Here is a 25530-nt window from a genome sequence, read left to right as displayed (position 1 = left end):
CGCTGACCGACCCTGGCCGCGCGGCGGCTCAGCCCTCCCCGCGCACCGGCCCTCCGAAGAGGTCCACGGCCCGGCGGACCTCCGACAGGCCGGGGGACAGCGCGCTCACCGAGCCGATCGCGCCGGCGATCAGCAGCAGGGAGCGGCGCAGCCGCGGGATCTCGGGGATGCCGGCGACGGCCATCGCGTCCAGCGCGGCCAGTTCCTCCTCGGCGATGCCCCGGTCGGCGAAATCGCCGGGATGGGCGGCGAGCCGGCGGCGCAGCCCGGACACGGCGGAGCGCAGCTCCGTCACGCGCGGGTCCTCGTCGCCGCTGGTCACAGGCCCCTGCCGCTTCTGCTCCACGCTCCGCAACACAGTCCTCCCCCTCGCACCTCGTCGTGCGCGTGCCATTCCGACGCGAAGTCCCCCACACCGGGCATCGGCCGGACGCCCGGACGGTCGGTGCGGGCGAGATTAAACGACAGGGCCCACCAGGCGCCAGTCCATTGCGTCATCGACTTGCTCCGCTGCGTGACTTCTCGGCCCGAGATCGTGCGGTATGCAGGACCCATGACGACACGTAAGACGCCGGGAGAGACCCGGGAGGTTGCCGGGGTACTGCTCGCCGCCGGGGGCGGGCGACGCCTCGGAGGGCGGCCCAAGGCACTGCTCCCCCATCGGGGGCGGCCGCTCGTGGAGCACGCGGTGCGGGTGCTGCGGGAGGGCGGTTGCGCACGGATCCACGTAGTACTGGGCGCCCGCTCCGAAGAAGTGCGCGAACGAGCCGCCCTGCCGGGCTGCGTCCTCGTCGACAACCCCGACTGGGAGCAGGGCATGGGCACGTCCCTGCGGGCCGGACTCGACTCGCTCGCCGGTACGGGCGCCCGGGCCGCCCTGGTCTCGCTCGTCGACCAGCCCGGCATCGGCCCGGAGGCGGTGGCCCGGGTCCTCGGGGCGCACCAGGGCGAGGAATCGCTGGTGTCGGCCGCGTACGACGGGGTGCGGGGCCATCCGGTCCTGTTCGGCGCCGCCCACTGGGCGGGCATCGCCGCGACGGCCACCGGGGACCGGGGGGCACGCGCCTATCTGAAGGAACACGAGCGGGCGATCGCGCTCGTCGAGTGCGGGGACGTGGCCCGGCCCTTCGACATCGACACCGAGGCCGATCTGGCCCACCTTGAGTGAGCGGGGTGGCACGGAGCGCCACCTTTCCTCGACCCGAAGAGTCTCGACATCAACACACGATTGAACTTCCACTATGAGGAAACTAGTATCCACAGTTCAGAAGCGCCCGAGGGCTCCGCGGGCGCCGAACGCCCGTATCCGGGAAGACTGGCACCCGGTGCCGAACCGCAGGCTCGTCTTCGTAGCTCGCTGAAGGAAGTGACCGTTCATGTCCGCACCAGCGCCGTCACCGCTGGCCATCGTCGACGCCGAGTCCCTGCCCCGGCAGGAGGAGGTCCTCACCGAAGCGGCGCTGGCCTTCGTGGCCGAGCTGCACCGTCGGTTCACGCCCCGGCGTGACGAACTCCTCGCCCGCCGCGCCAAGCGCCGCGCCGAGATCGCCCGCACCTCCACCCTCGACTTCCTCCCGGAGACCGCCGCGATCCGCGCCGACGACTCCTGGAAGGTCGCCCCGAGTCCGGACGCCCTGAACGACCGCCGGGTCGAGATCACCGGCCCCACCGACCGCAAGATGACCATCAACGCCCTCAACTCGGGCGCCAAGGTGTGGCTCGCGGACTTCGAGGACGCCTCCGCGCCCACCTGGGAGAACGTGGTCCTCGGCCAGCTCAACCTGAGCGACGCCTACACCCGGAACATCGACTTCACGGACGCGAAGTCCGGTAAGTCGTACGCCCTGAAGGCGAACGAGGAACTCGCCACGGTCGTCATGCGCCCGCGCGGCTGGCACCTGAACGAGCGTCACCTCGTCGACGCGGACGGCACCCCGGTGCCCGGCGCGCTGGTCGACTTCGGCTTGTACTTCTTCCACAACGCCAAGCGCCTGCTGGGCCTCGGCAAGGGTCCGTACTTCTACCTCCCCAAGACGGAGTCGCACCTGGAGGCCCGCCTCTGGAACGAGGTCTTCGTCTTCGCCCAGGAGTACGTCGGCATCCCGCAGGGCACCGTCCGCGCGACCGTGCTGATCGAGACGATCACGGCCGCGTACGAGATGGAGGAGATCCTCTACGAGCTGCGCGACCACGCCTCGGGGCTGAACGCCGGCCGCTGGGACTACCTCTTCTCCATCGTCAAGAACTTCCGTGACGGCGGAGCGAAGTTCGTCCTGCCGGACCGCAACGCGGTGACGATGACGGCCCCGTTCATGCGCGCCTACACCGAACTCCTCGTCCGCACCTGCCACAAGCGCGGCGCGCACGCGATCGGCGGCATGGCGGCCTTCATCCCGTCCCGCCGGGACGCGGAGGTCAACAAGGTCGCCTTCGAGAAGGTCCGTGCCGACAAGGACCGCGAGGCGAACGACGGTTTCGACGGCTCCTGGGTCGCCCACCCCGACCTGGTGCCGATCGCCATGGAGTCCTTCGACAAGGTTCTCGGCGAGAAGCCCAACCAGAAGGACCGGCTGCGCGAGGACGTCGACGTCAAGGCGGCCGACCTGATCGCCATCGACTCGCTCGACGCCAAGCCCTCGTACGCGGGTCTGGTCAACGCCGTGCAGGTCGGCATCCGTTACATCGAGGCCTGGCTGCGCGGGCTCGGCGCGGTCGCGATCTTCAACCTGATGGAGGACGCGGCCACCGCCGAGATCTCCCGCTCGCAGATCTGGCAGTGGATCAACGCGGAGGTCGTCCTCGACAACGGCGAGCAGGTCACCGCCGAGCTGGCCCGCAAGGTCGCCGCCGAGGAACTGGCGAACCTCCGCGCCGAGATCGGCGACGAGGCCTTCGCGGCCGGCAACTGGCAGCAGGCGCACGACCTGCTGCTGACGGTCTCCCTCGACGAGGACTACGCCGACTTCCTCACGCTGCCGGCGTACGAGCAGCTCAAGGGCTGACGCGCGGGCCGGACCGCTAGCGCTCCGAGTGGCCCAGGGTCTTTCCCGGGGCCACTCGGTCGCGTACGGCCTTCTTCACGGCGGTCGGTTCGGGGAAGCCCTGCTCGCGCCGGTCCCAGACGACCTCGTCGCCGACGCGGACGACGAACACGCCGCCCTTGCCCGGCTTCAGCGCCAGTTCCGTCAGCTCCGCCTCGAAGGTCGTGAGCAGCTCCTGCGCCAGCCATGCCGCTCGGGGCAGCCAGCGGCACTGGGTGCAGTACTCGATCTCCACACGGCCACTCATCCGAGGTGCACCGACCAATCCTGTTGGGCCGCGGGCTTGCCGTGCAGGTCGGGGACCTGCTTGAGCCACGCGGGTCGTCCTTGCCTGGTTCTCGCCGCCCGGACGGCCTCCTCGGCGGCGAGCTCCTCCCGGCTGGGGAAGCCGGTGGGCAGCCAGGCCTCGGAGGACCGCACGCGCGCGTGGAGGTACGTCACATACGCCTCACGCGCCTCGTCCGGACCGGCGAAGCCGGGCTCGTCCGCGAGCCAGGCGTCGGGGACCTCCGCGAGGATGCCGCGCAGCAGCTCCTCGGTCACCCGGGGAGCCAACTCGGCGTCGGCGGCCCGCACATCGGGCCCGTAGTGGCCGAGGGCGTGGTGCCGGAAGTCGTAGGCCTTGGCCGGGTCGGCGCCGTCCCAGCGGTGGTGGAAGACGAGGGCGGCGCCGTGGTCGATCAGCCACAGGCGCGGGGGCGCGACGCCCAGGGTGGGCCAGACCATCAGGTTGGAGCTGTGGACCGTACGGTCGACGTTCACGGTGAGGGCGTCGAGCCAGACGACCTTCCCCGCCTCCAGGGGGTCGACGGGGAAGACCCGGGCGATCTCCGGCGTGAAGTCCCGGGCGCCCGGCAGATGGTCCATGCCGAGGTTCACACCCGCGCTGGCCGCGTGCAGCTCCCGCACCTCCTGGTGGGGCTCGGCGTCCGCGACCGCCGGGTCGAAGTGCACCAGCACCAGCTCGGGGAACCGCAGCCCGAGGGCACGGGCCAGTTCGCCCACGATCACCTCGGCGACCAGCGCCTTGCGGCCCTGCGCGGAGCCGGTGAATTTGACGACGTAGGTGCCCAGGTCGTCCGCCTCGACGACGCCGGGGACGGAGCCGCCGGAGTGCAGGGGTGCGACGTAGCGGGTGGCGGTGACCTCTCTCAGCATGTGCGCCCCTCGCTTCCGGCCTCCGGGATGACCTGAGCATAGTAAGGAGTGGTCGCCCCCGTGCGGGTGCGCAGGTCGGCGAGCATCGGGGCGTCCGTGCCGTCCAGGGCCGTCAGCGCGCCGCGCCACCGGGTCAGGGCCGCCCCCTCGTCCCCGAGCTCCCTCAGGAGGTGGCCCAGCTCGTACTCGGCGAGGCCCCGCCCGTAGGAGTCGCCGCGTGCGGCGGCTTCCCGGATCAGTGCCTCGCACGCCTCCCGGGCGGGTCCGGGACGGCCGAGCGCCCGCAGGGCCTGTGAGCGGCCCAGGCGGGCCTCCCGCTCGGCGTTCCAGTGGCCGGCGCCGGAGGCTGTGGCGCTCAGCGCCTCGTCGAAACTCCGCAGGGCCCGGGCGGGCTCGCCGAGGGCCAGATGGGCGCGGCCCGCGTTGCACAGGGCGACCTGTTCGAGCACGGCACTGCCGCCCTGCCGGGCGAGGTCCCGGCTGCGCAGGTGGAACGAGAGGGCCGAGCGCGGGTCGCCGAGTTCGGCGACGTTCCCCTGGTGGCCGACGAGCGTCGCCTCCTCGCCCGGCGCGAGGGTGTCGGGACGCAGCGCGAGACACCGTGCCAGCGTCGCCCGGGCCTCGGCGCCGCGGCCGAGTTCCCGCAGCAGCGCGGCCCGGTTGCCGAGGTGCCGCATCCGGGCAGCGTCGTCGCAGAGGTGCCCGCTGAGCTCCACGGCTTCGTCCAGCAGGAGCAGTGCCTGGCGGACGCGTCCGGCCGAGTAGTGCGCGGAGGCGAGCTGGCCGAGGGCCCGTGCCTCGGCCGCGGCGTCGCCGCCCGATCTGGCGAGCGCGATGGCGTGCCGCGTCAGGCGTTCGAGGTCCCGCGCCCGGCCCCGGTCGTGCAGATAGGGAAACAGGGAGTTGATCAGTTCCAGGGTGCGGCCGGGTCCCAGGCGTCCGTGGGCGCCGGTGTCGGCCAGGAAGAGCAGGTTCGCGGCCTCCGTGTCGCCCCAGGCGAGTGCCGCCGACGCGTCGGCGAAGGCCGGGGCGTCCCCGGACTGTTCGGGCGCCCGGCCGGGCCCCGGACGGAGAGCGGCGGCGCATCGGGCGAGCCGCTGCCGGTACCAGCGCAGGGCGCGTTCGACGGCGTCGGTGTTCCCGGCCCGGGCGTCCGGCCGGTCGGCGAGTTCCCGGGCGAAGTCGCGGACCAGGTCGTGCGGGACGTAGCGGCCCCAGTGCGTCTCCTGGAGCAGCGCCACCTCCGCCAGGCGGTCCAGGGCCTGTTCGGCGCCGCGTTCGGAGGAGCCCGTCGCGACGGCCATCAGCGGTGCGCCGTACTCGGGCAGGTCCAGTGCGCCGACGAGAGCGAGGGCCGTGGCGGCGTCGCGGTCGCGGGGGTCGCCCGAGCCGGTGAGTGCCTCGTGGGCCGCCGTCAGGGAGCGGCGGACGCTGAGGTCCTCCAGTTCGAGGTGGTCCAGGCGGTCCTCCAGCCGGGCGAGGCGTTCCACCAGTTTCTCCACCGACAGCGCCGTCCGGCTCCTGAGGCGGGCCGCGCAGATGCGCAGCGCCAGGGGGAGGTGGCCGCACAGGTCAGCCAGCCGGGCGACCGGCCGGGCGTCGGCCGCGGCCCAGGTGCGGCCCGCGGCCCGCTCCAGCAGGAGGGCGCCGTCCTGCGGCGGGAGCGGTTCGAGCCGGACGTGCGTGGCGGCTCCGAGGGTGGCCAGCGGCTGTCTGCTGGTCAGCAGTACGGCGCAGCCGGCGCCTGCCGGGAGCAGGGGACGCACCTGGCTCACCGATGCCGCGTCGTCGAGGACCAGGAGGGTGCGGGTGGCGGCCAGCGCGGAGCGCAGCAGGGCGGAGCCGGCCGCCTCGTCGCCGGGGATCCGCCGGGTGTCCACCCCCAGGCCGTGCAGGAGGGCGGCGAGGGCGTCGGCGGGTGTGAGGGGGGCGATGCCGGGTGTGGCGCCGTGCAGGTTGAGGTAGAGGCGGCCGTCCGGGAACACGGGCCTGAGCTGGTCCGCGATGTGCAGGGCGAGGCCTGTCTTGCCGACGCCCGGCATGCCGCTGATCACCGCGCACGCGGTGCCGGCGCGGTCCGACTCCAGCGCGGTACGGATCTCGGCGATGTGCTCGGCGCGGCCGACGAACCCGTCGGGCGGCGCGGGGAGTTGCTCCGGCCGCGGGGGCGTCCGCCCGGGCACGGCCGGAGGTTCGGACGCGGCGGCCGTGAACGGGTCGGCGGGAGCGGGCGGTTCGCGGTGCCGGCGGGTGGCGCCGCGCAGCACTTCCCGGTGGGCGTCCTGGAGGGCCGGGCCCGGCTCGACCCCGAGTTCCTCGACCAGGTTCCGGCGCAGGGACCGGAAGCGGGCCAGCGCCTCGGCTCGGCGGCCGGTGCGGCCGAGGACGAGGATCAGCTGACGGTGCAGCGCCTCCCGGAACGGATGCTCCTCGACGAGGAGGCCCAGGTCGGCCGCGAGCCCGTCGGGACGGCCCAGGCGCAGCAGGGCCTCGAAGCGGCATTCCAGCGCCTGGAGCCGCTGTTCCTGGAGAAAGGTGACGACGGGGCGCCCGGCGACTGCGGGCACGTCCGCGAAGGGGGTGCCGCGCCACAGGGCGAGCGCGGCGCCCGCCGCACGCTCCGCCGTCTCCCAGTCCTCCCGGTTGCGGGCCGCCACCGCCCGGCGCACCCGCCCCTCGAACGCGTCGCGGTCCAACTCGTCGGCATCGACCCGCAGTTCGAGACCGTGGGGCATGGTGCGCAGCCGGGTGCCGCCGGCGTCGCGGAGGTCGCGGCGCAGCCGGGCGACGTGGTTGTGCAGCGAGGCCGTGGCGGTCGGCGGCGGGTCCTCGCCCCACAGCGCCGCCGTCACCGTGTCCGTCGGCACGGTGCGGTTCGGTTCCAGCAGCAGGACGGCGAGCAGCGCACGGGGCTTCGCTCCCCGGACGACGAAGGCCACGCCGTCGTCGTCGGCCGTCGTCAGTGCTCCCAGTACCGCGAACTTCACCAGCACTCCCCCGTGTTCGGCATCGGCTCTCGCTCGAAGAGCGTCACACATCGTTGTTAGCGGCGCATGGGGAGCCTGTTAGGGCCGGTCGGAACGATGTCCCTCCCACGAGCCGAGAGAGGTCGGTGCACATGTCGACACGCCCGATACGGACGACGCTGGTCTGCGTGACGGCGATCGCGGCGACGAGTACGGCCCTGCTGTCCACGCCGGCGGCCGCGACGGAGACGCGAGGGCCCGGGCACGGCGCCACCCAGGCCGCCATGGACGCCGCCGTCGCCGCCGGTGTGCCGGGAGTCGTCGCGGAGGTGCGCGACACCCGTGGAGTGTGGAAGGGCACCTCGGGCGTCGCCGACCTCACCACGAAGCAGCCGCGCGGCCACGGCGACCGCTTCCGCGCGGGAAGTGTCACCAAGACCCTGGTGGCCACCGTCATGCTCCAGCTCCAGGCGGAGGGAAGGGTCGACCTCGATGCCACGGTCGACCACTACCTGCCCGGGCTGGTGCGGGGGAACGGCCACGACGGTACGAAGATCACGGTGCGTCAGCTGATGAACCACACCAGCGGCATCTTCAACTTCACCGACGACGCCACGTTCGCGAAGAAGGTGCTCGGCATCGACTTCCTCGAGACCCGCTACGACGACTGGACTCCGCAGCAGGTCATCGCCCTCGCCCTGGAGAACCCTCCCCAGTTCGAGCCCGGCACCTCCTGGAAGTACTCCAACACCAACTACCTGCTGCTCGGGCTGATCGTCGAGAAGCTGACCGGCCGGCCCTACGCCGAGGAGATCGAACGGCGCGTCACCGGGCCGCTGGGGATGCGCGCCACGCGCTTCCCCGGGAGGGACCCGCACGTGCCCGCGCCCACCCGGCACTACTCCACCTTCACCGAGGACCCGGGCAAGACCTACGACGTGACCGAGCTCAACCCGTCCTGGGCGTGGGCGGCGGGCGAGATGATCAGCAACTCCGCCGACCTCAACCGCTTCTTCAGCGCGCTGTTCGGCGGCAGGCTGCTGCGTCCGGCCCAGCTCCGGCAGATGACTAGGACGGTCTCGACGGAGGGCAATCTGCCGGGCCAGCGCTACGGCCTGGGCCTCATCGAGTACGAGACGAGCTGCGGGGTCCCGGTCTGGGGCCACTCGGGCGGGATCCACGGCTCCTCGACCCAGTCCTTCGGCTCCAGGGACGGCCGCCACATGATCACCCTGAACTTCAACGGGGACTGGGTCGGCGGCGGGAAGAACGTCGTCTCGGCCGAGTTCTGCCCGCCCCGGAATCCCCGGTAAGGCTAGGCCCCCGCCCAGCTGGGCGCCGGGCTGATGACGGCCGTGATCGGCACGCCGCACTTCCTGCGTCTGCTGGCGCGAAGCCGAAAGGCGACATAAGAACCCAAAGAGTCATCAATGGCTAAAATGCCTCACGCCTACCTGTTGTATGGAGCCAGGCACAACGGGAGTGAGGGAGCATGGCCAAGGACATCACGGACGCGGGCCCGCCACCGTCCGCGAGCCTGAAGCCCAATGCGATCGGGTTCCTCGACGCGCTGGTCATCGGGCTCAACGCGACCTCACCGGCGTACTCGGTGGCGGCGGTCATCGGCCCGATCGTGGCCTTGGTGGGCATCTACGCCCCCGGGGTGATGATCGCGTCGTTCGTGCCGATGCTGCTGATCGCGTCGGCGTTCTACTACCTCAACAAGGTCGACCAGGACTGCGGCACGACCTTCTCGTGGGTCACCCGGGCCATGGGTCCGTGGGCGGGCTGGCTGGGCGGCTGGGCCATCACGATGACGGGCGTCCTGGTCGTCGGGTCGCTGGCGGATGTCGCCGTGACCTTCTTCCTGCTCGCCGTCGGCCTGGACAGCTGGGCGGACAACGACGTCGTGCGCCAAGTGCTCACGGTGCTCCTCATCGTGGTGATGACGGCCCTGTGCGTGATCGGCACCGAGGTGTCGGCCAGGATCCAGAACGTCCTCATCCTGGCGCAGGTCGCCTGTCTGCTGGTCTTCGCCGTGGTGGCGCTCTACCGCGTCTACGCCGACACCGGCACCCTCGACTCCGTCCAACCGAAGTTCAGCTGGCTCGATCCCTTCGGAGCGGGCGGGGCGTCCCTGACCGCCTCCCTGCTGCTGGGCGTGTTCATCTACTGGGGGTGGGAGTCGGCGGTCAACCTCACCGAGGAGGTCGAGGACTCCGCCACCGCGCCCGGCAAGGCGGCCGTGTGGTCGACGGTGCTGCTGCTGGTGACCTACCTCGCGGTCGCCTTCGCGGTCGTGGGCTACGCCGGAACGGCCTACCTGGCGGAGAACGCGGCGGAGGAGGAGTTCATCTTCGCGCTGCTCGCCGAAGAGGCGATGGGCGGCTGGGACTGGGTCGTGCTGCTGGCTGTCTCGACGTCCGCGCTCGCGTCCACGCAGACGACGATCATCCCGGCGTCGCGCACGGGCCTGTCGATGGCACGCCGGCACGCGCTGCCCGCTCACTTCGGCCGCATCAACCCGCGGTTCCGCACCCCCGACGTGAGCACCTGGTGGGTCGCCGGCATCGCCATCGTCTGGTATCTCGTCCTCTACCAGCTCAGCGAGAACGCCCTCTTCGACTCGCTGACCGCGCTGTCCCTGCTGATCGCGTTCTACTACGCGCTCACGGGTGTCGCCTGTGCGGTCTACTACCGCCGCCAGCTGACCCGCAGTGCCCGCAACTTCTTCCTGATCGGGCTCGGCCCCCTGATCGGTGCCGGGTTGCTGGCCTGGCTGCTGGTGGAATCCGTGGCGGACATGTCCGACCCCGCCAACTCCTACAGCGGCGTCTCGTGGTTGGGGCTCGGTCCCCCGCTGGTCATCGGGATCGGCATCCTCGTCACGGGCGTGGTCCTCATGGTCGTGTGGCGGCTGATGGCCCCCGTCTTCTGGTCGGAACACCCCAGCGTGGTCGACCCCGACCTCGTCCCCGGCCGGCACGGCAAGGAGTCCTGAGATGTCGGTGGTCCTCGGCTACGACGAATCCCCGGGCGCCCGGCGCGCGCTGCGGGTCGCGATCGAGGTGGCGGCCGCGTACGGCGAACCGCTGGTGATCGTCTACGGCGCCGCGGCCCCGGGCCTCACGGGCGACGAGTACACCGCCCACCACGCGGCCGTGCGCGAGGCCGGGAGCACCGTGCTCGCTCACGCGGTCCGCGTCGCCGACGAGGCCGGCGTGCCCAGCAGGGTCGAACTCATCGACCAGCGGCCCGCGCAGGCCCTGATCGACGCCGCGGCACGCCACGACGGCCGGGTGATCGTGGTGGGCACATGGGGCGAGAGCCCGGTGCGCGGCGCGCTGCTGGGCTCGACCCCCCACAAACTGCTGCACCTCTCGAACGTCCCCGTTCTGTGCGTGCCGGCCGACGAGTCATGAGGTCCCGGTTCTTCCCGTGTCGCGGCCGGGTCAGGAGCCGCCCGCGCGCCGTTTCGCGAGTGGGCTGAAGGCGTACAGGTCGAGGATGTCGGGCCGGGGGGCGACGCCGGGGCCGCCCTCGCGGACCCAGGAGACGATGTCCTCGGTCGCGGCCGGGTCGTTGACCAGACCGAACCACACCGGCCGGGCCCCGGCGGCCCGGCCCGCCGCGGACGGCTGTACGACGATGACGTTGGCCTGGTCGCAGACGTCGAGGCACTCGGAGACCCGCACGGGCGCCGCCTCGCGCAGCCGCTCGGTCTGGGCCGCGTGGTCGACGCCGGTCACCTTGCCGCTGCCGCAGCAGCAGTCCCGGCACACGACGACGCGGCACGGAACCCCTCCGGCCGGGGTTGCGGACATGCCGCACCCTTCCTCTCTCCGGGGAGATCCGCCCCGGTGGTTCGTCGAGGAGGCGACCGCGTGAGTCTCCTGGCTCCCGGCCGATGCCGGTCACAGTGGCGGGACCGCTCCGGATTCACACCGGCTTCCTCGTTCCGCCGTCGCCATGTCGCCGGCCATCATTCCATGCGGCCGGTGCGCGGGTTCATTCCGTCTCGTGGGCGGTTCGGCCGGGCGTTCGCGGCCACCGTCCCGGCCGGAGGCCACCACGGCGAGGAGCCCTACGACGACGGCCCCCGCGGCGATCCGCCCCGCAGCCCGTGCCGCCCAGGCCGGCCACGCCACGCCCGCCCGCGCACCCGGCCCGGCGAGCCGTTCGGCCCGTAGCGCACGAGTTCCGCCGCGAACATCAGCGCGTGCGCGGCCATCAGGGCCATCGTGGTCAGGCTCGTGGTGCGGTGCCGGCGCTCCAGGACCCGCCGGGAGACCGGCAGCCGGCCGGGGCCCGCCGAGCCCCTGGAGGCACCCTTTCCATCCGCTGCGGGCGTCCTTACGCTGAGGCGCGCGGTCGCAGGGGAACCCGGTGGGAATCCGGGACTGTCCCGCAGCGGTGAGTGGGAGCGCACGCCGGCCCGCGAGTCCGAAGACCTGCCACTGCGCCCGTGCGTCACGCGCGGGCTGTGCACGGTGACCTCGAGGACTGGGTCGGCGGTAGCGGCGGTCGTAGGGCATGCGCCGGGCCGCGCCTCCCTCCCTGACCGTGTGTTCAGGGCTCAGGGACGGAGGAAGGCACGTGCGCGGTGTCGTGTCCGGCGTCTGTCACGGCACGCTCGGCGAGCTGTACCAGGGGCCGCTGCGGGCGGGCCCCGACCCGGACATCGCGGTGATCTCGTTCCCCGTGGACCGCCACTCCCGGGTGCACTTCACGCCGGGGCCGGCGCAGCCGCTTCCGCTCGGGGAGAAGTCCCTGACGGCGGCCCGGCTCTTCCTGGAGCACCACGGCCTGTCCCTGCCGCCGGGCACCTGGACCACGCACTCCGATCTGCCGGTGGGCGTCGGGATGGCCAGCTCGACGGCGGACATCGTGGCGACCCTGCGCTGTCTGTCGGGGATCTTCTCGCTGCCCTGCGACACCGACGTGGTGCTCGGCATCCTGGCGGCGATCGAACGGTCCGACAGCGTCTTCCTCGACGAGTTCGCGCTGCATCTCAGCGGCCGGCACCGGGTGGTGCGGCGGCTGGGCACGGACATCGGCTTCCACACCGCCTATGTGATCGAGCCGGGCACGGTGGACACCGCCGCCGTGACCTCGCCGCTCCTGGAGCACTACCGGCGCCGCGGGGAGGAGTACGAGCAGTGCCTGACCGACCTGCTGAAGGGCTTCGCCTGCGGCGACGCCGCCGCCGTGGCGCGGGCGGCGACCACCAGCGCCGTGCTGTCCCAGGAGGTGCTGCCCAAAGCGACGTTCGACCGGGTGCTGGCCCACCGGGAGCGGTTCGGTGCCGACGGTGTCTTCGTCGCGCACACGGGCTGTCTGACCGGCTATCTCTTCGCCCGCCGCCCGGGCTCCCGCGTCAGATCCGAACTGTCCGCGTTCTTCCGCTCGCTCGGCCACCAGTGCTCTTTCGCCCAAGGAGGCTACGGGTGATCCACCCCCATATCGCCGACGCCCTGAAGGTTCCCGACCTGGTCCGGCTCACCGACCAACTCGTACTGCTCGTCCTCGACGAACCCACCAACCACCTGGTCACGTTCCTTCCCTGAGCGGGTTGGGCAGCGGCAGGTAGCGGGCGTCGGCCCCGTCCGCGCCCGTCCAGCGCAACAGGAGGTTCGTCTTGGCGGGGAGGGTGGGCGAGGTGAGCAGGGCGGAGATCTCGGGCAGGTCGTGGCGGGCGAGTTCGCGGCGGGCGGCGGGCCAGGGGTCGAAGCCGGGGTGGCGGTCGGCGAGGGCCCCGGCGATCTCGGTGAGGTGGTTGACGACCAGGCAGTACACCAGTCGCTCCCAGCCGGATTCCCGGGAGACGTCCGGCAGCAGTTTCACGCCCTCGGCGTCCCGGTACAGCGCCTGCACGGGCAGGCCGTCGGCGTCCACGGCGACCAGGGCGTTCTGCAGATGAGCCTCGATGACGACGCCGTGCCGGGCGAAGGCCTCCAGGGCCGGGGGCACCACCTGCGCCAGATACGCCGCCCACCACGCCTCGGGGTCGGCGGCGCGGTCGAGCGGGCTGCCGTCGAAGCCCTCGACGAGTCCGGCGGCGAGCAGCGGGGTCGCGCCGGGCAGGAGACGGCCGGCGAAGCCGTCGCGGACGAGGACGGCCAGGGCCTCGAAGGCGAAGCCGGCGGTGCGGTACCCGCGGTCGCCGAGCCAGGCCGGTGGGCCGTCGAACGTCTCGAAGGCGGCGCACACGGCCGCGTCGGTCCGGCGCAGGGCGAGCAGGTCGTGGCGCCACAGCCGGCGGATGTCGTTGGTGATGCGCACGTCCAGGCTGAACTTCAGGAAGAGGTCGTGCCCGGGTGTGTAGAGCGTGCGGATCGCGGCCGTGGGCCAGGTGTCGAAGGCGGTCGTGCCGAGCCGGACCAGCCTGCCGTCCGCGAGGGCGGCGGCGAGCTCCGCGCTCGCCAGGTCGAGCTGCCAGGGGTGGGCCGGGAGCAGCCGGTAGCCGGGCGGGGCGGTGCCGAGGGCGTCGAGGGCCGAGGTGTCGCCCTCCTCGACGACGCAGTCCTCGCGCAGCCCGAGCAGGGTCAGCGGGAAGCGGGCGTACGCCTCGGGCGCGTACGGCAGCCAGCCCGCGGCCGGGCCGCCGCCGCGCGCCTTGGGGGCCGGGTGGTGGGTGTGGCCGGTGAGGAGACACTGCTCGGAGCGCAGGTAGGGGTCGTCGGGCGGGGTCGCGCGGTCGCGGGCCTCCAGCAAGGCGGCCACGGCGTCCCTGCTGTCGATCATCTCGGCGGGCAGTTCGTGGTTGGAAAGACCGGTGTGCCGGCGCAGTTCCTCGGCGACGAGTTTGACCAGTTCGGTGTGGCCGACGCGCCGCCAGCCGTCCGGCCCGTGCACCTCGGGCTCGGCTGGCCGCCGTGTCCCGCGCACCCGCAGCAGACGGTCCCCGCCGGGCAGCCGGTAGATCCGGTGCTCACCGGTCCGGCGCACCGGCCGGGCGACCTCCCGCAGCAGGCAGTTCAGCAGCGGCACGGCGGCGTACGCGTCGGCGGGCGGGGGCATGAGGTCCACGCGATCCACTCGTTTCCCTGTGTTGCTCGTGTTCTCTACGTTCCCCACAGCCCTTCCGGGACTTCCGGACTTCCTGGCGGAGATGATCAGTATGTCGGTCGTCGTCATCGCGCCGTGACGCCCTATTCGTACCCGAGGAGCCCGCCCGTGCACCGTTCCCCCACCGCCGAGGCCGAGGTCGCCGACGAACTGGCCGTCGTACGGCCCGGCCTGCTGCCGCGGTACGAGGCCGAACTGCCCGGCGCCCGGGCGGCCGTGCTGTCCCGTCTGTGGCGCGGTCTCGCCCATGATCCGCTGCCCTGGGTGGCCCGCAGGGAGCCGGGCCGGGACGGGCTGACGCTGTTCCTGTCCGACGGCCGCCGGCTGCACGGCCCGCCGCCGGATCCGTACGCGACCGGCGGCTACGTCACCGTCGTAGGGCTCGACGGGGCGGAGTACGACGATCCGGCGCGGCTGGTGACGGACCTCGCCGTCCCGCACTCCGCCTCCTTCGCCGCCGAACTCGGGCACAGTGTCGCCTCGTTGGCGCTGTCGAGAGCGGGGCAGGAGGGGCACGCGGCGGACGAGTGGCCGGGGAACGACTGGGAGTGGGAGCAGCGGATCGTCGACGGGCATCCGTTCCACCCCACCTGCCGGTCCCGGCCGGGTTTCTCGGTGGCCGAGCAGCTCGCCTACGGGCCCGAGCACCGGCCGGTCGTGGAGCTCGGGCTGGTGCCGGTCCGGGCGGAGGAGTGCCTGGTGACGGGGGCGTGGCCGCGGGACCTGCGGGACGGGCGGCGTGTGGTGCTGCCGGTGCACCCCTGGCAGGCGGCGCATGTGCTGAAGCGGGCGTGCGAGGAGCGGCGCGCCGGGCATCCGCTGATGTCCCTGCGGACGCTCGCCCTGCCCGGCGGGCCGCACGTCAAGACCTCGCTCAGCGCCCGGCTGACGTCGTCGGTGCGGGACATCTCGCTGCCCTCGGTGGCCGCGTCCGCGGCGCTGTCGGACTTCGCCGAGACGCCCGCCGGCCGCACGGACGGCCTGCTGCACGTGACCCGCACCCTGGGCGCCGCCGCGGCCGGTTCCCCCGACTTCGCGGCTGTTCTGCGGGAGTCGCCGCAGACGTACGCCAGGAGCGGTGAACGGGTCCTGCCGGTGGCGGCGCTCGCCACCAGCGCGCTCCCGCGCTCCCCCGCCTGGCTGGCCGGCTTCGCGCGCCTCACCCTCACCGTCGGGCTGCGGCTGCTGGAGCTGGGCGTGGCCCTGGAGGCACACGGCCAGAACCTCCTCGTGGTCCTCTCGCCGGAGGGCGATCCGCTGCGTCTTGTCTACCGCGACCTGGCCGACATCCGCGTCAGCCCGGCCCGCCTGGCCCGGCACGGCATCACGGTGCCCGACCTGCCCGCCCGGATGGTCACGGACGACGAACGCACGCTCCGCCGCAAGCTGTTCGGCTCGCTGGTGGCGGGCGCGCTGGCCGGGACGGCGGGGTCGGGGGCGGCGCTCACGGCGGCGCTGGAGACGGCTGTGTCCGGCCTCCCGCGCTCCCCGGACCTCACCGCACTGCGTACGGAGCCCGTGCCCTCCAAGGCGCTGACGCTGATGCGGCTCTCGCCGCAGACGCCCGGGGACCAGTGGGCGGAACTGCCCAATCCCCTGGCGTGAGCCCCGTTTTGGAGCAGGACCCCGCCGGTCAATAAGATCCGCCGATGATCACAAGAAAACGGCTGGCGGCGGGCGTGGGTGCCCTGCTCGCCGCGTTGACGGCCGGGATCGCCTTCCCGGCCGGAGCGGCCGCCGGCGAACCCACGGGCCAGGCCGCCCCCAAGGTCGACCTCGTCCTCGATGTGAGCGGCTCGATGCGGGCGCGGGACATCGACGGACAGTCGCGGATGGCCGCCGCGAAAAAGGCGTTCAACGAGGTGCTCGACGCGACGCCCGAGGAGGTCGAACTCGGCATCCGCACCCTCGGCGCCGACTATCCCGGGGACGACCGGAAGACGGGCTGCAAGGACACCGCGCAGCTCTACCCGGTCGGCCCGCTGGACCGCACCGAGGCCAAGACGGCGGTCGCCACGCTCACCCCGACGGGCTGGACGCCGATCGGCCCGGCCCTGCTGAAGGCGGCCGACGACCTGGACGGCGGCGACGGCTCCAAGCGCATCGTGCTGATCAGCGACGGCGAGGACACCTGTGCCCCGCTCGACCCGTGCGAGGTGGCCCGCGAGATCGCGGCGAAGGGCATAGGCCTGACCATCGACACGCTGGGCCTGGTGCCGACGGCCAAGCTGAGCAGGCAGCTGAGCTGCATCGCGGAGGCCACCGGCGGCACGTACACCTCGGTGGAGCACCAGGACGAACTCACCGACAAGGTCAACCAGTTGGTGGACCGGGCGGCCGATCCGGTGGTGACGCCGGTGCCCGCGGAGGGCGCGTCCCGGTGCGTGGAGGCACCGACACTGAAGTCGGGCCTGTACACCGACCGGGAGGAGTTCGGGCAGCAGCGCTGGTACCGGGTGGAGGTGCTGCCGGGGCAGGAGCTGCGTGCCTCGGTGAGTGTCGCGGCCGACCGGGCCGTGAACCCCGGCTACGGCGTGCTGATGCGGGCCGTGACGGTCAAGGGCCGGGAGATCGTGCGCGGCGAGGCGGCGGGCAACGGCCGTACGGACGTGATCTCGACGGGGCTCAGGTACCCCGAGCCCGAGCGCGACGACACCGACGGTGACAAGCCTGCCGCGGAGACCGTGTGCCTGGCGGTCACCCACTCCTTCTCGGCTGCCTCCGGTGTGAAGACCACGCCCGGGCTGCCGCTGGAGCTGACCGTCGACGTCGTGGACGGGCCGAGCGGGGCGGGCGACGTGGCCTCCTTCGGTCTCGGCCGCGGCTGGTGGCTGCTCGGCGCGCTGATCCTCACCGGCTTCCTCGCCGGTCTCGTCTGGGGCTGGCTGTCGCGCTGGCGGTTCGCGGTCTGGAGGACCAACTGATGCGAGTGGTACGTGCGTTGAGCGCCGCGTTGCTGACCCTGGGGCTGGCCGCCGCTCCGGCGGCGGCCGACTCCTCGCCGAGTCCGTCGCAGGACGCCTCGGACTCGTCGGCACCCACGCAGGCGGGCACGTCGTTCCGTACGGCGGCCGAGATCGAGCAGGGGCAGCGGGCCACGGCGAGCGGCTCCACGGGTGACTACCTGTACTGGTCGTTCCCCGCCGACACCGGCCAGCGCCCCACGGTCGGGGCGACGGTGAAGCTGCCGGACACCCATGCCGCGCAGACCTGGCAGATCGACGTGTACGACGGTCTGCGCCGCCGCCAGGCCTGCCAGTACGGGGCGCAGACGCGCACCGCCGCCGCGGACGCCGGCTCCGTCGAACTGGCCTGCGTGCTGCGCACGGTCCGCGCCTGGTCGGAGCCCTGGGCGAACGACCCGCTGCCAGGGACGTACTACGTCCGGCTGACGGCCACCGGCGTCGCCGCCTCCGACCTGGGCCTCCCGGTCGACTCCGAAGTACGGGTGGACTCCCGGGACATCGGCGGCTCGGCCGCGGTGGACGGCTCGCTGGCCGAGCCGCTGGTGCCGGGCATCGCGACGAGGTCCGGGGACGAGGAGGAGTCCTCGGCGGTCCTTTCCGGGCTCGAACCCGAGGACGGCTGGGCGTCCGGCTGGTGGTCGGACCGGTGGGTGTGGACCGCCGTCGGCGGCGTGCTGGCCGCGCTGGCGGGTGTCGCCGGGTACGCGCTGACGCGCGGCTCGGGGCGGCCGTCACGGGTGCCGCCCGCCGCCTGACCCGGACTCGGAAGGCCCGCTACGTGCGGGCCTTCTGTCATGTCTCGCGCAGCGCCTTGGCGAGGGTGCCGGCGCCGCTCACCTCGACCCGGCCCTCCCGGACCGCCTGGAGCAGGCTCAGCTCGCCCCGGCCGATCGCCGTACATGTCCCGGTGTCCAGGACCAGCAGGGCGTCCGGCTCCCCGGGGGCGGGCCCGTCGCCGTACACGGGCCCGTCCTCGGCACCGGCGTGGAGGTGGAAGTGCCCTTCCTCCAGGCGGACTTCGACAAGGCCCTCCCCGTCCAGCTGACGCAGCAGGGGCAGGGCGAACCAGTGCGCCCGTACCGCGTCCGTCGGCCGCCGCTCCCCCAGTTCCTCCTGCCCCCACGCCCCCAGCGCCTGGAGCACGGGCAGCAACTCCCGCCCTCGATCGGTGAGTTCGTACACCGAGGCCGCCCCTGGCGGTGGCAGCCGGCGCCGGGTCGCGAGGCCGTCGCGCTCCATGTCCCTGAGCCGAGAGGCGAGTACGTCCGTGCTGACGCCGGGCAGGTCCGCGTGCAGGTCGGTGTAGCGGCGGGGACCGGCGAGGAGCTCACGGACGATCAGCAGGGTCCAGCGGTCGCCGACCAGGTCGAGCGCGCGGGCGGCGGAGCAGTACTGGTCGTAGCTTCGGCGAGGTGGCATGCGACGCAGTCTAGACAAGTTGTTGGACTTTCCAAGGGGCTACTTGGTAAAACCAAGCAACACAAGTCGGCCGAGGGGAAGCGCGCGCATGGAGTTCCGGCAGTCGAGCAAGCTCAGCGAGGTCTGTTACGAGATCCGCGGACCGGTCATCGAGCACGCCAACGCTCTGGAGGAGGCGGGGCACAGTGTGCTGCGCCTGAACACCGGCAATCCCGCGCTCTTCGGGTTCGAGGCGCCGGAGGAGATCCTCCAGGACATGATCCGGATGCTGCCGCAGGCGCACGGCTACACGGACTCGCGCGGCGTCCTGTCCGCCCGCCGGGCGGTCGCCCAGCGCTATCAGACGCTGGGCCTGGAGGTCGGCGTCGACGACGTCTTCCTCGGCAACGGCGTGTCGGAGCTGGTCTCCATGGCCGTGCAGGCACTGCTCGAGGACGGCGACGAGATCCTCATCCCCGCCCCGGACTTCCCCCTGTGGACCGCGGTGACGACCCTCGCGGGCGGCAAGGCCGTCCACTACCTGTGCGACGAGCAGGCCGACTGGTACCCGGACCTGGACGACATGGCGTCGAAGATCACGGACCGGACGAAGGCGGTCGTGATCATCAACCCGAACAACCCCACCGGCGCGGTCTACCCCAAGGAGATCATCGAGGGCATCCTCGATCTCGCCCGGCGGCACGGCCTGATGGTGTTCGCCGACGAGATCTACGACCAGATCCTCTACGACGACGCCGTGCACCACTCCGCCGCCGCGCTCGCCCCCGACCTGGTCGTTCTCACCTTCTGCGGGCTGTCGAAGACCTACCGCGTCGCGGGCTTCCGCTCCGGCTGGCTGGTGGTCACGGGCCCGCGGCAGCACGCCAAGGACTACCTGGAGGGCCTCACCATGCTGGCCTCCATGCGGCTGTGCGCCAACGCGCCCGCCCAGTACGCCATCCAGGCCGCGCTCGGCGGGCGGCAGTCCATCGGCGACCTCACCAGGCCGGGCGGGCGGCTGCTGGAGCAGCGGGACGTGGCCTGGGAGAAGCTCAACGAGATCCCGGGCGTGACCTGCGTGAAGCCCAAGGGCGCGCTCTACGCCTTCCCGCGCATCGACCCCAAGGTGCACAAGATCCACGACGACGAGAAGTTCGTCCTGGACCTGCTGCTGCGGGAGAAGATCCAGGTGGTCCAGGGCACGGGCTTCAACTGGCCGACCCCGGATCACTTCCGGATCCTGACCCTGCCGCACGCCGATGATCTGGAGGCGGCCATCGGGCGGATCGGGCGGTTCCTGAGCGGGTACCGCCAGTAGGCCCGGTTGTCAGTGGCGGGTCGTAGCCTTCGAGCAGGTGGGGCGAGTGCCCCGGGGCCTGTCCGAGGCCGGAGAGGAGCGCGCCGTGACCCGACCGCCGACCGCCGCGCAGCGGCGTGTCATCGACGCCGCCGACCCGGTCACCGGGCGGCTCAGGGGTACGGAGGCGCAGCTCGCCGCGCTGGTGAAGCGCGGGCTGGCCTTCCGGCACCCCCGGCCGCCGCACGATCACTTTCTGACGCCGGAGGGGCATCGGGTACGGCAGGGCGTGACGGGGACGCCCGAGCCGGCCGGTGAGGCCCCCGCGTCGACGGGCGTCTTCGCTGCGCGCGTCGGGGGCGAGGAGACGGCGCCGGAAACCGGGCGGCCGGTCCGGCTCCGCGAGGTGCACAGCGCCTGGCAGGGCCTGCTGGAGCTGCGCCGGATGACCAACCCGGACGGGGCCGTGGACCGGCCGTGCGGCTGGGAGCGTAAGCATCTGGCGGAGGCCGCCGCGCTCGCCCTGGAGGCGGCCGGGCACCGTCCGGCCGGGCCGGGCCCGGGCGCCTCGGGGTACCGGGTGCGGACGACCCCACAGCCGGAGGCCGTGGCCGTGCACGAGCCGGACGGCGAGGCACTGCGCGCCTGCGCGGCCACCCTGGAGGGGGCAGGCTGGCAGGTGAGCGACCACCGCGAACCGCGCACCGGAAACCGGTATCTCCTGGCTTCGCCGCGCCGAGCGTGATGTGCATGCCAAGATCGGTGGATCGTTGTGCGATGCATGAGAGTCCGGTGCGAGAGGGGAATGCCGTGAGCGAGCCGTTTTCCGTCCCTGTGACCGTCCGTGGTTACGAGACCGACGTGCAGGGTCACCTCAACCAGAGCGTGTACCTGAACTACGCGGAGCACGCCCGCTGGTCGTTGCTGCACGCCGCGGGCATCAGCCAGTCCGCACTCACGGGCACCGGCGTGGGCCCGGTGGCCCTGGAGACGACCATCCGCTACAAACGGGAGCTGCTCGCGGGCGACGAGGTCGAGGTGACCTGCGCCTTCGACTGGGGCAGCGGCAAGACGTTCCGTATCGAGCAGACCGTCCGCAAGACCGACGGCACGGTGGCCGCCGAGATCACGGCGGTCGGCGGCATCCTGGACCTCAAGGAACGCAGGCTGGTCGCCGACCCCGCGAAGGTCTTCAAGGAACTGGCCACGGACCCGGGCCTGTTCGGCCTCTAGGCGGCGCGGGTCGCGCCGGTGATCTCCTCACCCGCCTCCATGGGGTGGGTGACGTCCTGCGCGTCCTTGTTGCCCAGGTGGTTGAAGACCAGGTTCAGCAGGACGGCCGCCACACAGCCCGTGGAGATGCCCGAGTCCAGGACGATCCGCGCCGTCTCCGGGAAGGCGTGGTAGAACTCCGGCGCCGTGATGGGGATGATGCCGACGGCCAGGGAGACGGCCACGATCAGGACGTTGTTGTCCTTGTCCAGGCCGGCCCTGACCAGGGTCTGGATGCCGCTGGCGGCGACCGAGCCGAACAGGACCACGCCGGCGCCGCCGAGCACCGGGCGCGGTACGACGGCGATCAGCGAGGCGGCCATGGGGCACAGGCCCATCAGCACCAGGAAGCCGCCGCCGGTGGCGACGACGTACCGGCTGCGGATCCTCGTCATGGCGACCAGGCCGATGTTCTGCGCGAAGGCGCTGCACATGAAGCCGTTGAAGAGCGGGCTGACGGCCGAGCCGAGGGTGTCGGCGCGCAGGCCGGCCGCGATGGTCTTCTCGTCCGCCGGGCGGTCGACTATCTCGCCCAACGCCAGCATGTCGGCGGTCGATTCGGTCATCGAGACCACCATCACCACACAGAGGGAGATGATCGCGGCGGCCTGGAACTGCGGGGCACCGAAGTGGAACGGGGTCGGGAAGCCGATGACGGCCGCGTCCGCGACCGGGCCGAAGTCCGTGGCGCCGAACGGGATCGCGATCAGCGTGCCGGCGACCAGGCCGAGCAGCACCGCGATCTGCTTGACGAAGCCGGTGGTGAAGCGGCGTAGGAGCAGCACGATCAACAGGGTGACGGCGGCCAGCCCCAGGTTGGTCGCCGAACCGTACTCGTGCGCCGCGGGGTCGGGTCCCTGCGCCCAGCCGAAGGCGACCGGGAGGAGGGAGATGCCGATGAGGGTGATGACCGTCCCCGTGACCACCGGCGGGAAGAAGCGCACCGCCTTGCTGAAGAAGGGGGCGGCGATGAAGCCCAGGAGTCCGGCGACGATGACCGCGCCGAAGATGATCGGCAGGGCGTCGGACTTGTCCTCGGTGGAGGCGACGATCGCGGTCATGGGGGCGACACCGGCGAAGGTGACGCCGTTGACGAAGGGCAGCCGGGCGCCGATCCTCCAGATGCCCAGGGTCTGCAGGAACGTGGCGAGGCCCGCGGTGAACAGGCAGGCGCCGGTGAGGAAGGTCAGATCGGTGGCGGTCAGGCCGATGGCCGCGCCGACGATCAGGGGTGGGGCGACGACTCCGGCGTACATGGCGGCCACGTGCTGGAGGCCGGTCGTCGCCATCTTGAGCGCGGGGAGTTTTTCGTCAACGGGGTGGTCGGCCACGGCGGCGTCCCTCCGGTCGGGTACACGGCCGCGTCCATGGCTGCCGTGGGTGTCAAGGAGGTGGTGCGGGTGGTCGTGCGGGACCGGACATGCGGGTGACGGGGACCGTTCCGGGGCGCACGCATCCGCGCGCCCCGGAGACGGCGCCGTGGTCCCCGCTCGGGTCCACGGCCACCGGCCGGGAGCCGTCCCTCCCGGCCGGAGTCATGGGGGTGTTCAGCCCTGCGCGGCGATCCTCGCCAGCCGCTGGGCCTCGTCCCGCGTCGAGCGGGCGATGGCGTCCTCGTCGGCCGTGAGCAGCCGCCCGTCCTCGACGATCTGCCGGCCGTCGACGAAGGAGGCCGTGACCGGGGCCGCCGCGCCGAAGACCAGGGCGGTCACGGGGTCGGCGATGGAGGCGTGGGCGACCGTGTCCAGCCTCCACAGGACCAGGTCGGCGAGCTTGCCCGGCTCCAGGGAGCCGGTCTCCGCCGCCCGGCCCAGGACCTGGGCACCGCCGTAGGTGCCCAGGCGCAGGGCCTGACGGGCGTTCAGGGCGGCTTCCCGGTGCGGGCCGAGGCGGTTGATGAGGAGGGCGTTGCGCAGCTCGGTGTGGAGTTCGCCGGACTCGTTCGAGGCGGTGCCGTCGACGCCGAGGCCGACCGGGACGCCGGCCGCGAGCATGTCCGGGACACGGGCGATACCGGCCGCGAGGCGGGCGTTGGAGGAGGGGCAGTGGGCGACGCCCGTCCCGGTCCGGGCGAAGGCGGCGATGTCGGAGTCGTTCATGTGGACGCAGTGCGCCATCCACACGTCCTCGCCGAGCCAGCCGGTGGACTCGAAGTAGTCGGTCGGGCCCATGCCGAACAGTTCGTGGCAGAACTTCTCCTCCTCCACGGTCTCCGAGCCGTGGGTGTGGAGCCGTACGCCGAGCCGGCGGGCGAGCTGGGCGCCGTCCCGCAGCAGGTCGGTGGAGACGGAGAAGGGCGAGCAGGGCGCGACGGCGACCTGGGTCATGGCGTCGAAGGAGGAGTCGTGGTGCTGCCGGACGGTCTCCTCGGTCGCGGCCAGCGCGCCGTCCAGGGTCTCGACGGCGAAGTCCGGTGGCAGGCCGCCGTCCTTCTCGCTGCGGTCCATGGAGCCGCGCGCGAGGGTGAAGCGGACGCCCATGTCGCGGGCGGCGCCGATGATCGCGCCGGACAGGTCGCCGGAGCCCCGCGGGAAGACGTAGTGGTGGTCCATGGCGGTGGTGACGCCGCCGCGGGCCATCACCGCGAGCGAGCCCTGGGCCGCCGCGCGCACCATCCGCTCGTCGATGCGCGCCCAGACCGGGTAGAGCGCGACCAGCCAGTCGAAGAGGTTGTGGTCCGTGGCCAGACCCCGGGTGATCCACTGGTAGAAGTGGTGGTGGGTGTTGACCAGGCCGGGGGTCACCAGGTGGCCGGTGGCGTCGATACGGCGTGCGACGTTCTCCAGGCCCTCGGGGGCCGTGCCCGCGCCGAGCGACTCGATGCGGTTGCCGGCGACCACGACGTACCCGGAGGCGTACTCGGTGTCGTTCGCGTCGACGGTCGCGATCGCGCAGTTCTCGATGACGATGCGCCGGTCTGCTGCCATGGTTCGTCCTTTGCGCTGTTGTGGAGTGGGCACGGCAGGACCCCGGAAGTTTGAGTGCCGTGGCCGGAGAGACGGGTTCCCAGGCCACGGGTGCCGAAAGAGGGAACGTCAGAGATTGGTGAGGTCCACGGGGATGCGCGCCTCGCAGCCGTCCCGCAGGATCGTCGCCTCGATCAGGCCGTAGGGACGGTCGGCGGCGAAGTACACCTCGTTGTCGTTCTTCAGCCCGAACGGCTCCAGGTCGACCAGGAAGTGGTGCTTGTTCGGCAGGGAGAAGCGGACCTCGTCGATCTCGCCGCGGTTCTCGATGATCCGCGACCCCATTTGGTACAGGGTCTGCTGGAGCGACAGCGAGTACGTCTCGGCGAAGGCCTGGAGCATGTGCTTCCTCGTCTGCTCGTAGGACTTCTCCCAGTGGGGCATGCGCTGGTCGTCGTCGGTCCAGTTGAAGCGCCAGCGGCCGGAGACCTGGGTGGCCAGGATACGGTCGTAGGCCTCCTTCAGCGTCGTGTACTTGTCCTTGACGTAGCCCCAGAACTCGGAGTTGGTCGAGTTCATCACGACGAGGTCCTTCAGACCGGAGATCACCTCCCACGACGAGCCGTCGTACGTGATCTGTGTGAGCCGGGTCTCCTGGCCCTTGCGGACGAAGGAGTGCTTGACCTCGTCGGCGCCGATGAACCGGGAGTTGGCGTCGGCGGCCTCGATCCGCTCCCAGGCGTACTCCTCGATGCGGATCCGGGCCGTCTTGATCGGCTCCTGCGAGGTGACGAAGTGCCGGGCGAGATGGATGCCGAACTGCTCGGCCGACTCTATGCCGTGCTCCTTGGCGAACGCGTACACCGTGTTCTTGGTGGTGTCGGTGGGGAGGACGTTGGCGTTGGAGCCGGAGTAGTGGACCTCCTCCATGTCGCCGCTCAGCGACACGGACACGTTCAGGTCCTTGATGTGGTGGGTGGCGCCGTCCCGCGTGATCTTTACGACTCGGTTCTCGGCCTTGCCGTACTGGTTCTGTCCCAGGATGGTGGGCATAGCTAGCTCCCTCGGTAAACGGAGTAGCCGAACGGGTTGAGCAGCAGCGGTACGTGGTAGTGCTCGCCCGGTACGACGGCGAACGTGATCGCCACCTCCGGGAAGAACACACCGGCGCCGCTGTCCCGATTCGCGGGGGCGTCCTGCTGCGCATCGGCTTGCTTCTTCTCGAAATACGGCTCCACCGCGAAGTCGAGCCGTACGTGGGTGGTCCCCTCCGGCAGCGCCGGGAGGTCCTTGCACCGGCCGTCCGCGTCCGTCGCGGAGCCGCCGAGCGCCTGCCAGTCCGCCTCGCGCCCCGAGCGGGCGGACAGATGGACGGCGACGCCCCCGGCGGGGCGGCCGGCGCTGGTGTCCAGGATGTGGGTGGACACGGACGCGGTGGCGGAGGTGCTCATGCTGCTG

The 25530-nt window shown here is 72.2% G+C and carries 24 protein-coding genes, 1 pseudogene and 2 riboswitches; of the genes and pseudogenes, 13 read left to right on the top strand and 12 right to left on the bottom strand.

Translation table 11 applies throughout. The features are described 5' to 3' along the window. Nucleotides 1–28 precede the first annotated feature (28 nt). Nucleotides 29–358 carry a DUF5955 family protein gene (locus tag OHU35_RS34340; RefSeq protein ID WP_189721320.1) on the bottom strand — a complete coding sequence of 110 codons (330 nt, stop codon included), beginning with the start codon at nucleotides 356–358 and terminating at the stop codon, nucleotides 29–31. A gap of 195 nt (nucleotides 359–553) precedes the next feature. Between OHU35_RS34340 and OHU35_RS34335 the strand changes: the two genes are divergently transcribed. Together OHU35_RS34335 and aceB are read left to right on the top strand one after the other, a co-directional pair. Beyond that, complete coding sequence (locus tag OHU35_RS34335; RefSeq protein ID WP_189721322.1) at nucleotides 554–1168, top strand: NTP transferase domain-containing protein; 615 nt, start codon at nucleotides 554–556, stop codon at nucleotides 1166–1168. A 208-nt stretch (nucleotides 1169–1376) separates the two neighbouring features. Continuing rightward, the gene (aceB, locus tag OHU35_RS34330) at nucleotides 1377–3002 is read left to right on the top strand and encodes a malate synthase A (protein WP_189721324.1); all 1626 of its coding nucleotides are present in this window, start codon (nucleotides 1377–1379) and stop codon (nucleotides 3000–3002) included. A gap of 16 nt (nucleotides 3003–3018) precedes the next feature. Here aceB and OHU35_RS34325 read toward each other — a convergent pair whose 3' ends face one another. From OHU35_RS34325 to OHU35_RS34315, 3 genes are read right to left on the bottom strand one after another with little or no spacing between them, the layout of a single operon-like run. Continuing rightward, nucleotides 3019–3288: a SelT/SelW/SelH family protein gene (locus OHU35_RS34325; protein ID WP_184588795.1), complete on the bottom strand. Its 270-nt coding sequence runs from the start codon at nucleotides 3286–3288 to the stop codon at nucleotides 3019–3021. Then, nucleotides 3285–4199: a HipA family kinase gene (locus tag OHU35_RS34320; RefSeq protein ID WP_189721326.1), complete on the bottom strand. Its 915-nt coding sequence runs from the start codon at nucleotides 4197–4199 to the stop codon at nucleotides 3285–3287. The genes OHU35_RS34325 and OHU35_RS34320 overlap by 4 nt, the downstream gene beginning before the upstream one ends. Further along, on the bottom strand, nucleotides 4193–7186 hold the full coding sequence (locus OHU35_RS34315; RefSeq protein ID WP_189721328.1) for a BTAD domain-containing putative transcriptional regulator: 2994 nt from the start codon (nucleotides 7184–7186) through the stop codon (nucleotides 4193–4195). The genes OHU35_RS34320 and OHU35_RS34315 overlap by 7 nt, the downstream gene beginning before the upstream one ends. A 131-nt stretch (nucleotides 7187–7317) precedes the next feature. Here OHU35_RS34315 and OHU35_RS34310 point away from each other — a divergent pair, with 131 nt between their 5' ends. From OHU35_RS34310 to OHU35_RS34295, 4 genes and pseudogenes are all read left to right on the top strand, one after another. Continuing rightward, nucleotides 7318–8478: a serine hydrolase domain-containing protein gene (locus OHU35_RS34310; protein ID WP_359888063.1), complete on the top strand. Its 1161-nt coding sequence runs from the start codon at nucleotides 7318–7320 to the stop codon at nucleotides 8476–8478. 6 nt (nucleotides 8479–8484) lie between these two features. Then, nucleotides 8485–8577 (top strand): annotated as a pseudogene (locus OHU35_RS34305) (ferrichrome ABC transporter permease); the annotation flags it as partial. 80 nt (nucleotides 8578–8657) lie between these two features. Then, nucleotides 8658–10166 (top strand): APC family permease, encoded by a 1509-nt coding sequence (locus tag OHU35_RS34300; protein ID WP_189721332.1) that lies wholly within the window; start codon nucleotides 8658–8660, stop codon nucleotides 10164–10166. A 1-nt stretch (nucleotide 10167) separates the two neighbouring features. Then, nucleotides 10168–10587: a universal stress protein gene (locus OHU35_RS34295; protein WP_189721334.1), complete on the top strand. Its 420-nt coding sequence runs from the start codon at nucleotides 10168–10170 to the stop codon at nucleotides 10585–10587. A 30-nt stretch (nucleotides 10588–10617) separates the two neighbouring features. Here OHU35_RS34295 and OHU35_RS34290 read toward each other — a convergent pair whose 3' ends face one another. Both OHU35_RS34290 and OHU35_RS34285 read right to left on the bottom strand, forming a co-directional pair. Next, nucleotides 10618–10989, bottom strand: coding sequence for a (2Fe-2S) ferredoxin domain-containing protein (locus OHU35_RS34290; protein WP_189721336.1), 372 nt, complete (start codon nucleotides 10987–10989; stop codon nucleotides 10618–10620). 61 nt (nucleotides 10990–11050) lie between these two features. Further along, nucleotides 11051–11147: riboswitch (cobalamin riboswitch) on the bottom strand. Nucleotides 11148–11249: 102 nt separating this feature from the next. Further along, entirely contained in the window at nucleotides 11250–11405 is a 156-nt protein-coding gene (locus OHU35_RS34285; protein WP_372498740.1) for a hypothetical protein, read from the bottom strand. Nucleotides 11406–11542: 137 nt separating this feature from the next. Then, nucleotides 11543–11617, top strand: a riboswitch (cobalamin riboswitch). A 144-nt stretch (nucleotides 11618–11761) separates the two neighbouring features. Between OHU35_RS34285 and OHU35_RS34280 the strand changes: the two genes are divergently transcribed. Next, a complete protein-coding gene (locus OHU35_RS34280) occupies nucleotides 11762–12616 on the top strand; it encodes a hypothetical protein (RefSeq protein WP_229872752.1) in 855 nt (284 codons plus the stop codon). Nucleotides 12617–12715: 99 nt separating this feature from the next. Here the strand turns inward: OHU35_RS34280 and OHU35_RS34275 are convergent, their stop codons facing one another. Next, nucleotides 12716–14185 carry an IucA/IucC family protein gene (locus OHU35_RS34275; RefSeq protein WP_189721898.1) on the bottom strand — a complete coding sequence of 490 codons (1470 nt, stop codon included), beginning with the start codon at nucleotides 14183–14185 and terminating at the stop codon, nucleotides 12716–12718. Nucleotides 14186–14341: 156 nt separating this feature from the next. Between OHU35_RS34275 and OHU35_RS34270 the strand changes: the two genes are divergently transcribed. Genes OHU35_RS34270 through OHU35_RS34260 form a run of 3 tightly spaced genes read left to right on the top strand, consistent with a single transcriptional unit; the run spans nucleotide 14342 to nucleotide 17954 of the window. Then, nucleotides 14342–15838: an IucA/IucC family protein gene (locus OHU35_RS34270; protein WP_189721340.1), complete on the top strand. Its 1497-nt coding sequence runs from the start codon at nucleotides 14342–14344 to the stop codon at nucleotides 15836–15838. Between the two features lie 44 nt (nucleotides 15839–15882). After that, nucleotides 15883–17157 (top strand): VWA domain-containing protein, encoded by a 1275-nt coding sequence (locus OHU35_RS34265; protein ID WP_189721343.1) that lies wholly within the window; start codon nucleotides 15883–15885, stop codon nucleotides 17155–17157. Then, the gene (locus OHU35_RS34260; RefSeq protein WP_189721345.1) at nucleotides 17157–17954 is read left to right on the top strand and encodes a hypothetical protein; all 798 of its coding nucleotides are present in this window, start codon (nucleotides 17157–17159) and stop codon (nucleotides 17952–17954) included. The genes OHU35_RS34265 and OHU35_RS34260 overlap by 1 nt, the downstream gene beginning before the upstream one ends. Nucleotides 17955–17991: 37 nt before the next feature. Here the strand turns inward: OHU35_RS34260 and OHU35_RS34255 are convergent, their stop codons facing one another. Then, nucleotides 17992–18618: a helix-turn-helix domain-containing protein gene (locus tag OHU35_RS34255; RefSeq protein ID WP_189721346.1), complete on the bottom strand. Its 627-nt coding sequence runs from the start codon at nucleotides 18616–18618 to the stop codon at nucleotides 17992–17994. Between the two features lie 88 nt (nucleotides 18619–18706). Here OHU35_RS34255 and OHU35_RS34250 point away from each other — a divergent pair, with 88 nt between their 5' ends. The 3 genes from OHU35_RS34250 (at nucleotide 18707) to OHU35_RS34240 (ending at nucleotide 21127) form a co-directional block, all read left to right on the top strand. Beyond that, the gene (locus OHU35_RS34250; protein ID WP_189721347.1) at nucleotides 18707–19915 is read left to right on the top strand and encodes a pyridoxal phosphate-dependent aminotransferase; all 1209 of its coding nucleotides are present in this window, start codon (nucleotides 18707–18709) and stop codon (nucleotides 19913–19915) included. 85 nt (nucleotides 19916–20000) lie between these two features. Beyond that, complete coding sequence (locus tag OHU35_RS34245; protein ID WP_189721348.1) at nucleotides 20001–20639, top strand: hypothetical protein; 639 nt, start codon at nucleotides 20001–20003, stop codon at nucleotides 20637–20639. Nucleotides 20640–20704: 65 nt separating this feature from the next. Beyond that, nucleotides 20705–21127, top strand: coding sequence for a thioesterase family protein (locus OHU35_RS34240; RefSeq protein ID WP_189721349.1), 423 nt, complete (start codon nucleotides 20705–20707; stop codon nucleotides 21125–21127). Here OHU35_RS34240 and OHU35_RS34235 read toward each other — a convergent pair. From OHU35_RS34235 to uraH, 4 genes are all read right to left on the bottom strand, one after another. Then, nucleotides 21124–22497 (bottom strand): nucleobase:cation symporter-2 family protein, encoded by a 1374-nt coding sequence (locus OHU35_RS34235; RefSeq protein WP_189721350.1) that lies wholly within the window; start codon nucleotides 22495–22497, stop codon nucleotides 21124–21126. The two genes, OHU35_RS34240 and OHU35_RS34235, sit on opposite strands and share 4 nt — an antisense overlap. Before the next feature lie 216 nt (nucleotides 22498–22713). Next, entirely contained in the window at nucleotides 22714–24093 is a 1380-nt protein-coding gene (locus tag OHU35_RS34230) for an 8-oxoguanine deaminase (RefSeq protein ID WP_189721351.1), read from the bottom strand. Between the two features lie 108 nt (nucleotides 24094–24201). Next, nucleotides 24202–25125 carry a factor-independent urate hydroxylase gene (pucL, locus tag OHU35_RS34225; RefSeq protein ID WP_189721352.1) on the bottom strand — a complete coding sequence of 308 codons (924 nt, stop codon included), beginning with the start codon at nucleotides 25123–25125 and terminating at the stop codon, nucleotides 24202–24204. Between the two features lie 2 nt (nucleotides 25126–25127). Further along, nucleotides 25128–25523 carry a hydroxyisourate hydrolase gene (gene uraH, locus OHU35_RS34220; RefSeq protein ID WP_189721353.1) on the bottom strand — a complete coding sequence of 132 codons (396 nt, stop codon included), beginning with the start codon at nucleotides 25521–25523 and terminating at the stop codon, nucleotides 25128–25130. Nucleotides 25524–25530 lie beyond the last annotated feature (7 nt).

The sequence above is a fragment of the Streptomyces purpurascens genome, from assembly GCF_045040895.1.
GTDB classification, from domain to species: domain Bacteria; phylum Actinomycetota; class Actinomycetes; order Streptomycetales; family Streptomycetaceae; genus Streptomyces; species Streptomyces purpurascens.
This window is presented reverse-complemented; position numbering and strand designations above follow the sequence as displayed.

Coding starts and splice junctions, on each gene's coding strand:
- OHU35_RS34335 (WP_189721322.1), top strand. CDS start 554: ATGACGACACGTAAGACGCCGGGAGAGACCCGGGAGGTTGCCGGGGTA.
- aceB (WP_189721324.1), top strand. CDS start 1,377: ATGTCCGCACCAGCGCCGTCACCGCTGGCCATCGTCGACGCCGAGTCC.
- OHU35_RS34325 (WP_184588795.1), bottom strand. CDS start 3,288: ATGAGTGGCCGTGTGGAGATCGAGTACTGCACCCAGTGCCGCTGGCTG.
- OHU35_RS34320 (WP_189721326.1), bottom strand. CDS start 4,199: ATGCTGAGAGAGGTCACCGCCACCCGCTACGTCGCACCCCTGCACTCC.
- OHU35_RS34310 (WP_359888063.1), top strand. CDS start 7,318: ATGTCGACACGCCCGATACGGACGACGCTGGTCTGCGTGACGGCGATC.
- OHU35_RS34300 (WP_189721332.1), top strand. CDS start 8,658: ATGGCCAAGGACATCACGGACGCGGGCCCGCCACCGTCCGCGAGCCTG.
- OHU35_RS34295 (WP_189721334.1), top strand. CDS start 10,168: ATGTCGGTGGTCCTCGGCTACGACGAATCCCCGGGCGCCCGGCGCGCG.
- OHU35_RS34290 (WP_189721336.1), bottom strand. CDS start 10,989: ATGTCCGCAACCCCGGCCGGAGGGGTTCCGTGCCGCGTCGTCGTGTGC.
- OHU35_RS34285 (WP_372498740.1), bottom strand. CDS start 11,405: ATGGCCCTGATGGCCGCGCACGCGCTGATGTTCGCGGCGGAACTCGTG.
- OHU35_RS34275 (WP_189721898.1), bottom strand. CDS start 14,185: ATGCCCCCGCCCGCCGACGCGTACGCCGCCGTGCCGCTGCTGAACTGC.
- OHU35_RS34265 (WP_189721343.1), top strand. CDS start 15,883: ATGATCACAAGAAAACGGCTGGCGGCGGGCGTGGGTGCCCTGCTCGCC.
- OHU35_RS34260 (WP_189721345.1), top strand. CDS start 17,157: ATGCGAGTGGTACGTGCGTTGAGCGCCGCGTTGCTGACCCTGGGGCTG.
- OHU35_RS34255 (WP_189721346.1), bottom strand. CDS start 18,618: ATGCCACCTCGCCGAAGCTACGACCAGTACTGCTCCGCCGCCCGCGCG.
- OHU35_RS34250 (WP_189721347.1), top strand. CDS start 18,707: ATGGAGTTCCGGCAGTCGAGCAAGCTCAGCGAGGTCTGTTACGAGATC.
- OHU35_RS34230 (WP_189721351.1), bottom strand. CDS start 24,093: ATGGCAGCAGACCGGCGCATCGTCATCGAGAACTGCGCGATCGCGACC.
- pucL (WP_189721352.1), bottom strand. CDS start 25,125: ATGCCCACCATCCTGGGACAGAACCAGTACGGCAAGGCCGAGAACCGA.
- uraH (WP_189721353.1), bottom strand. CDS start 25,523: ATGAGCACCTCCGCCACCGCGTCCGTGTCCACCCACATCCTGGACACC.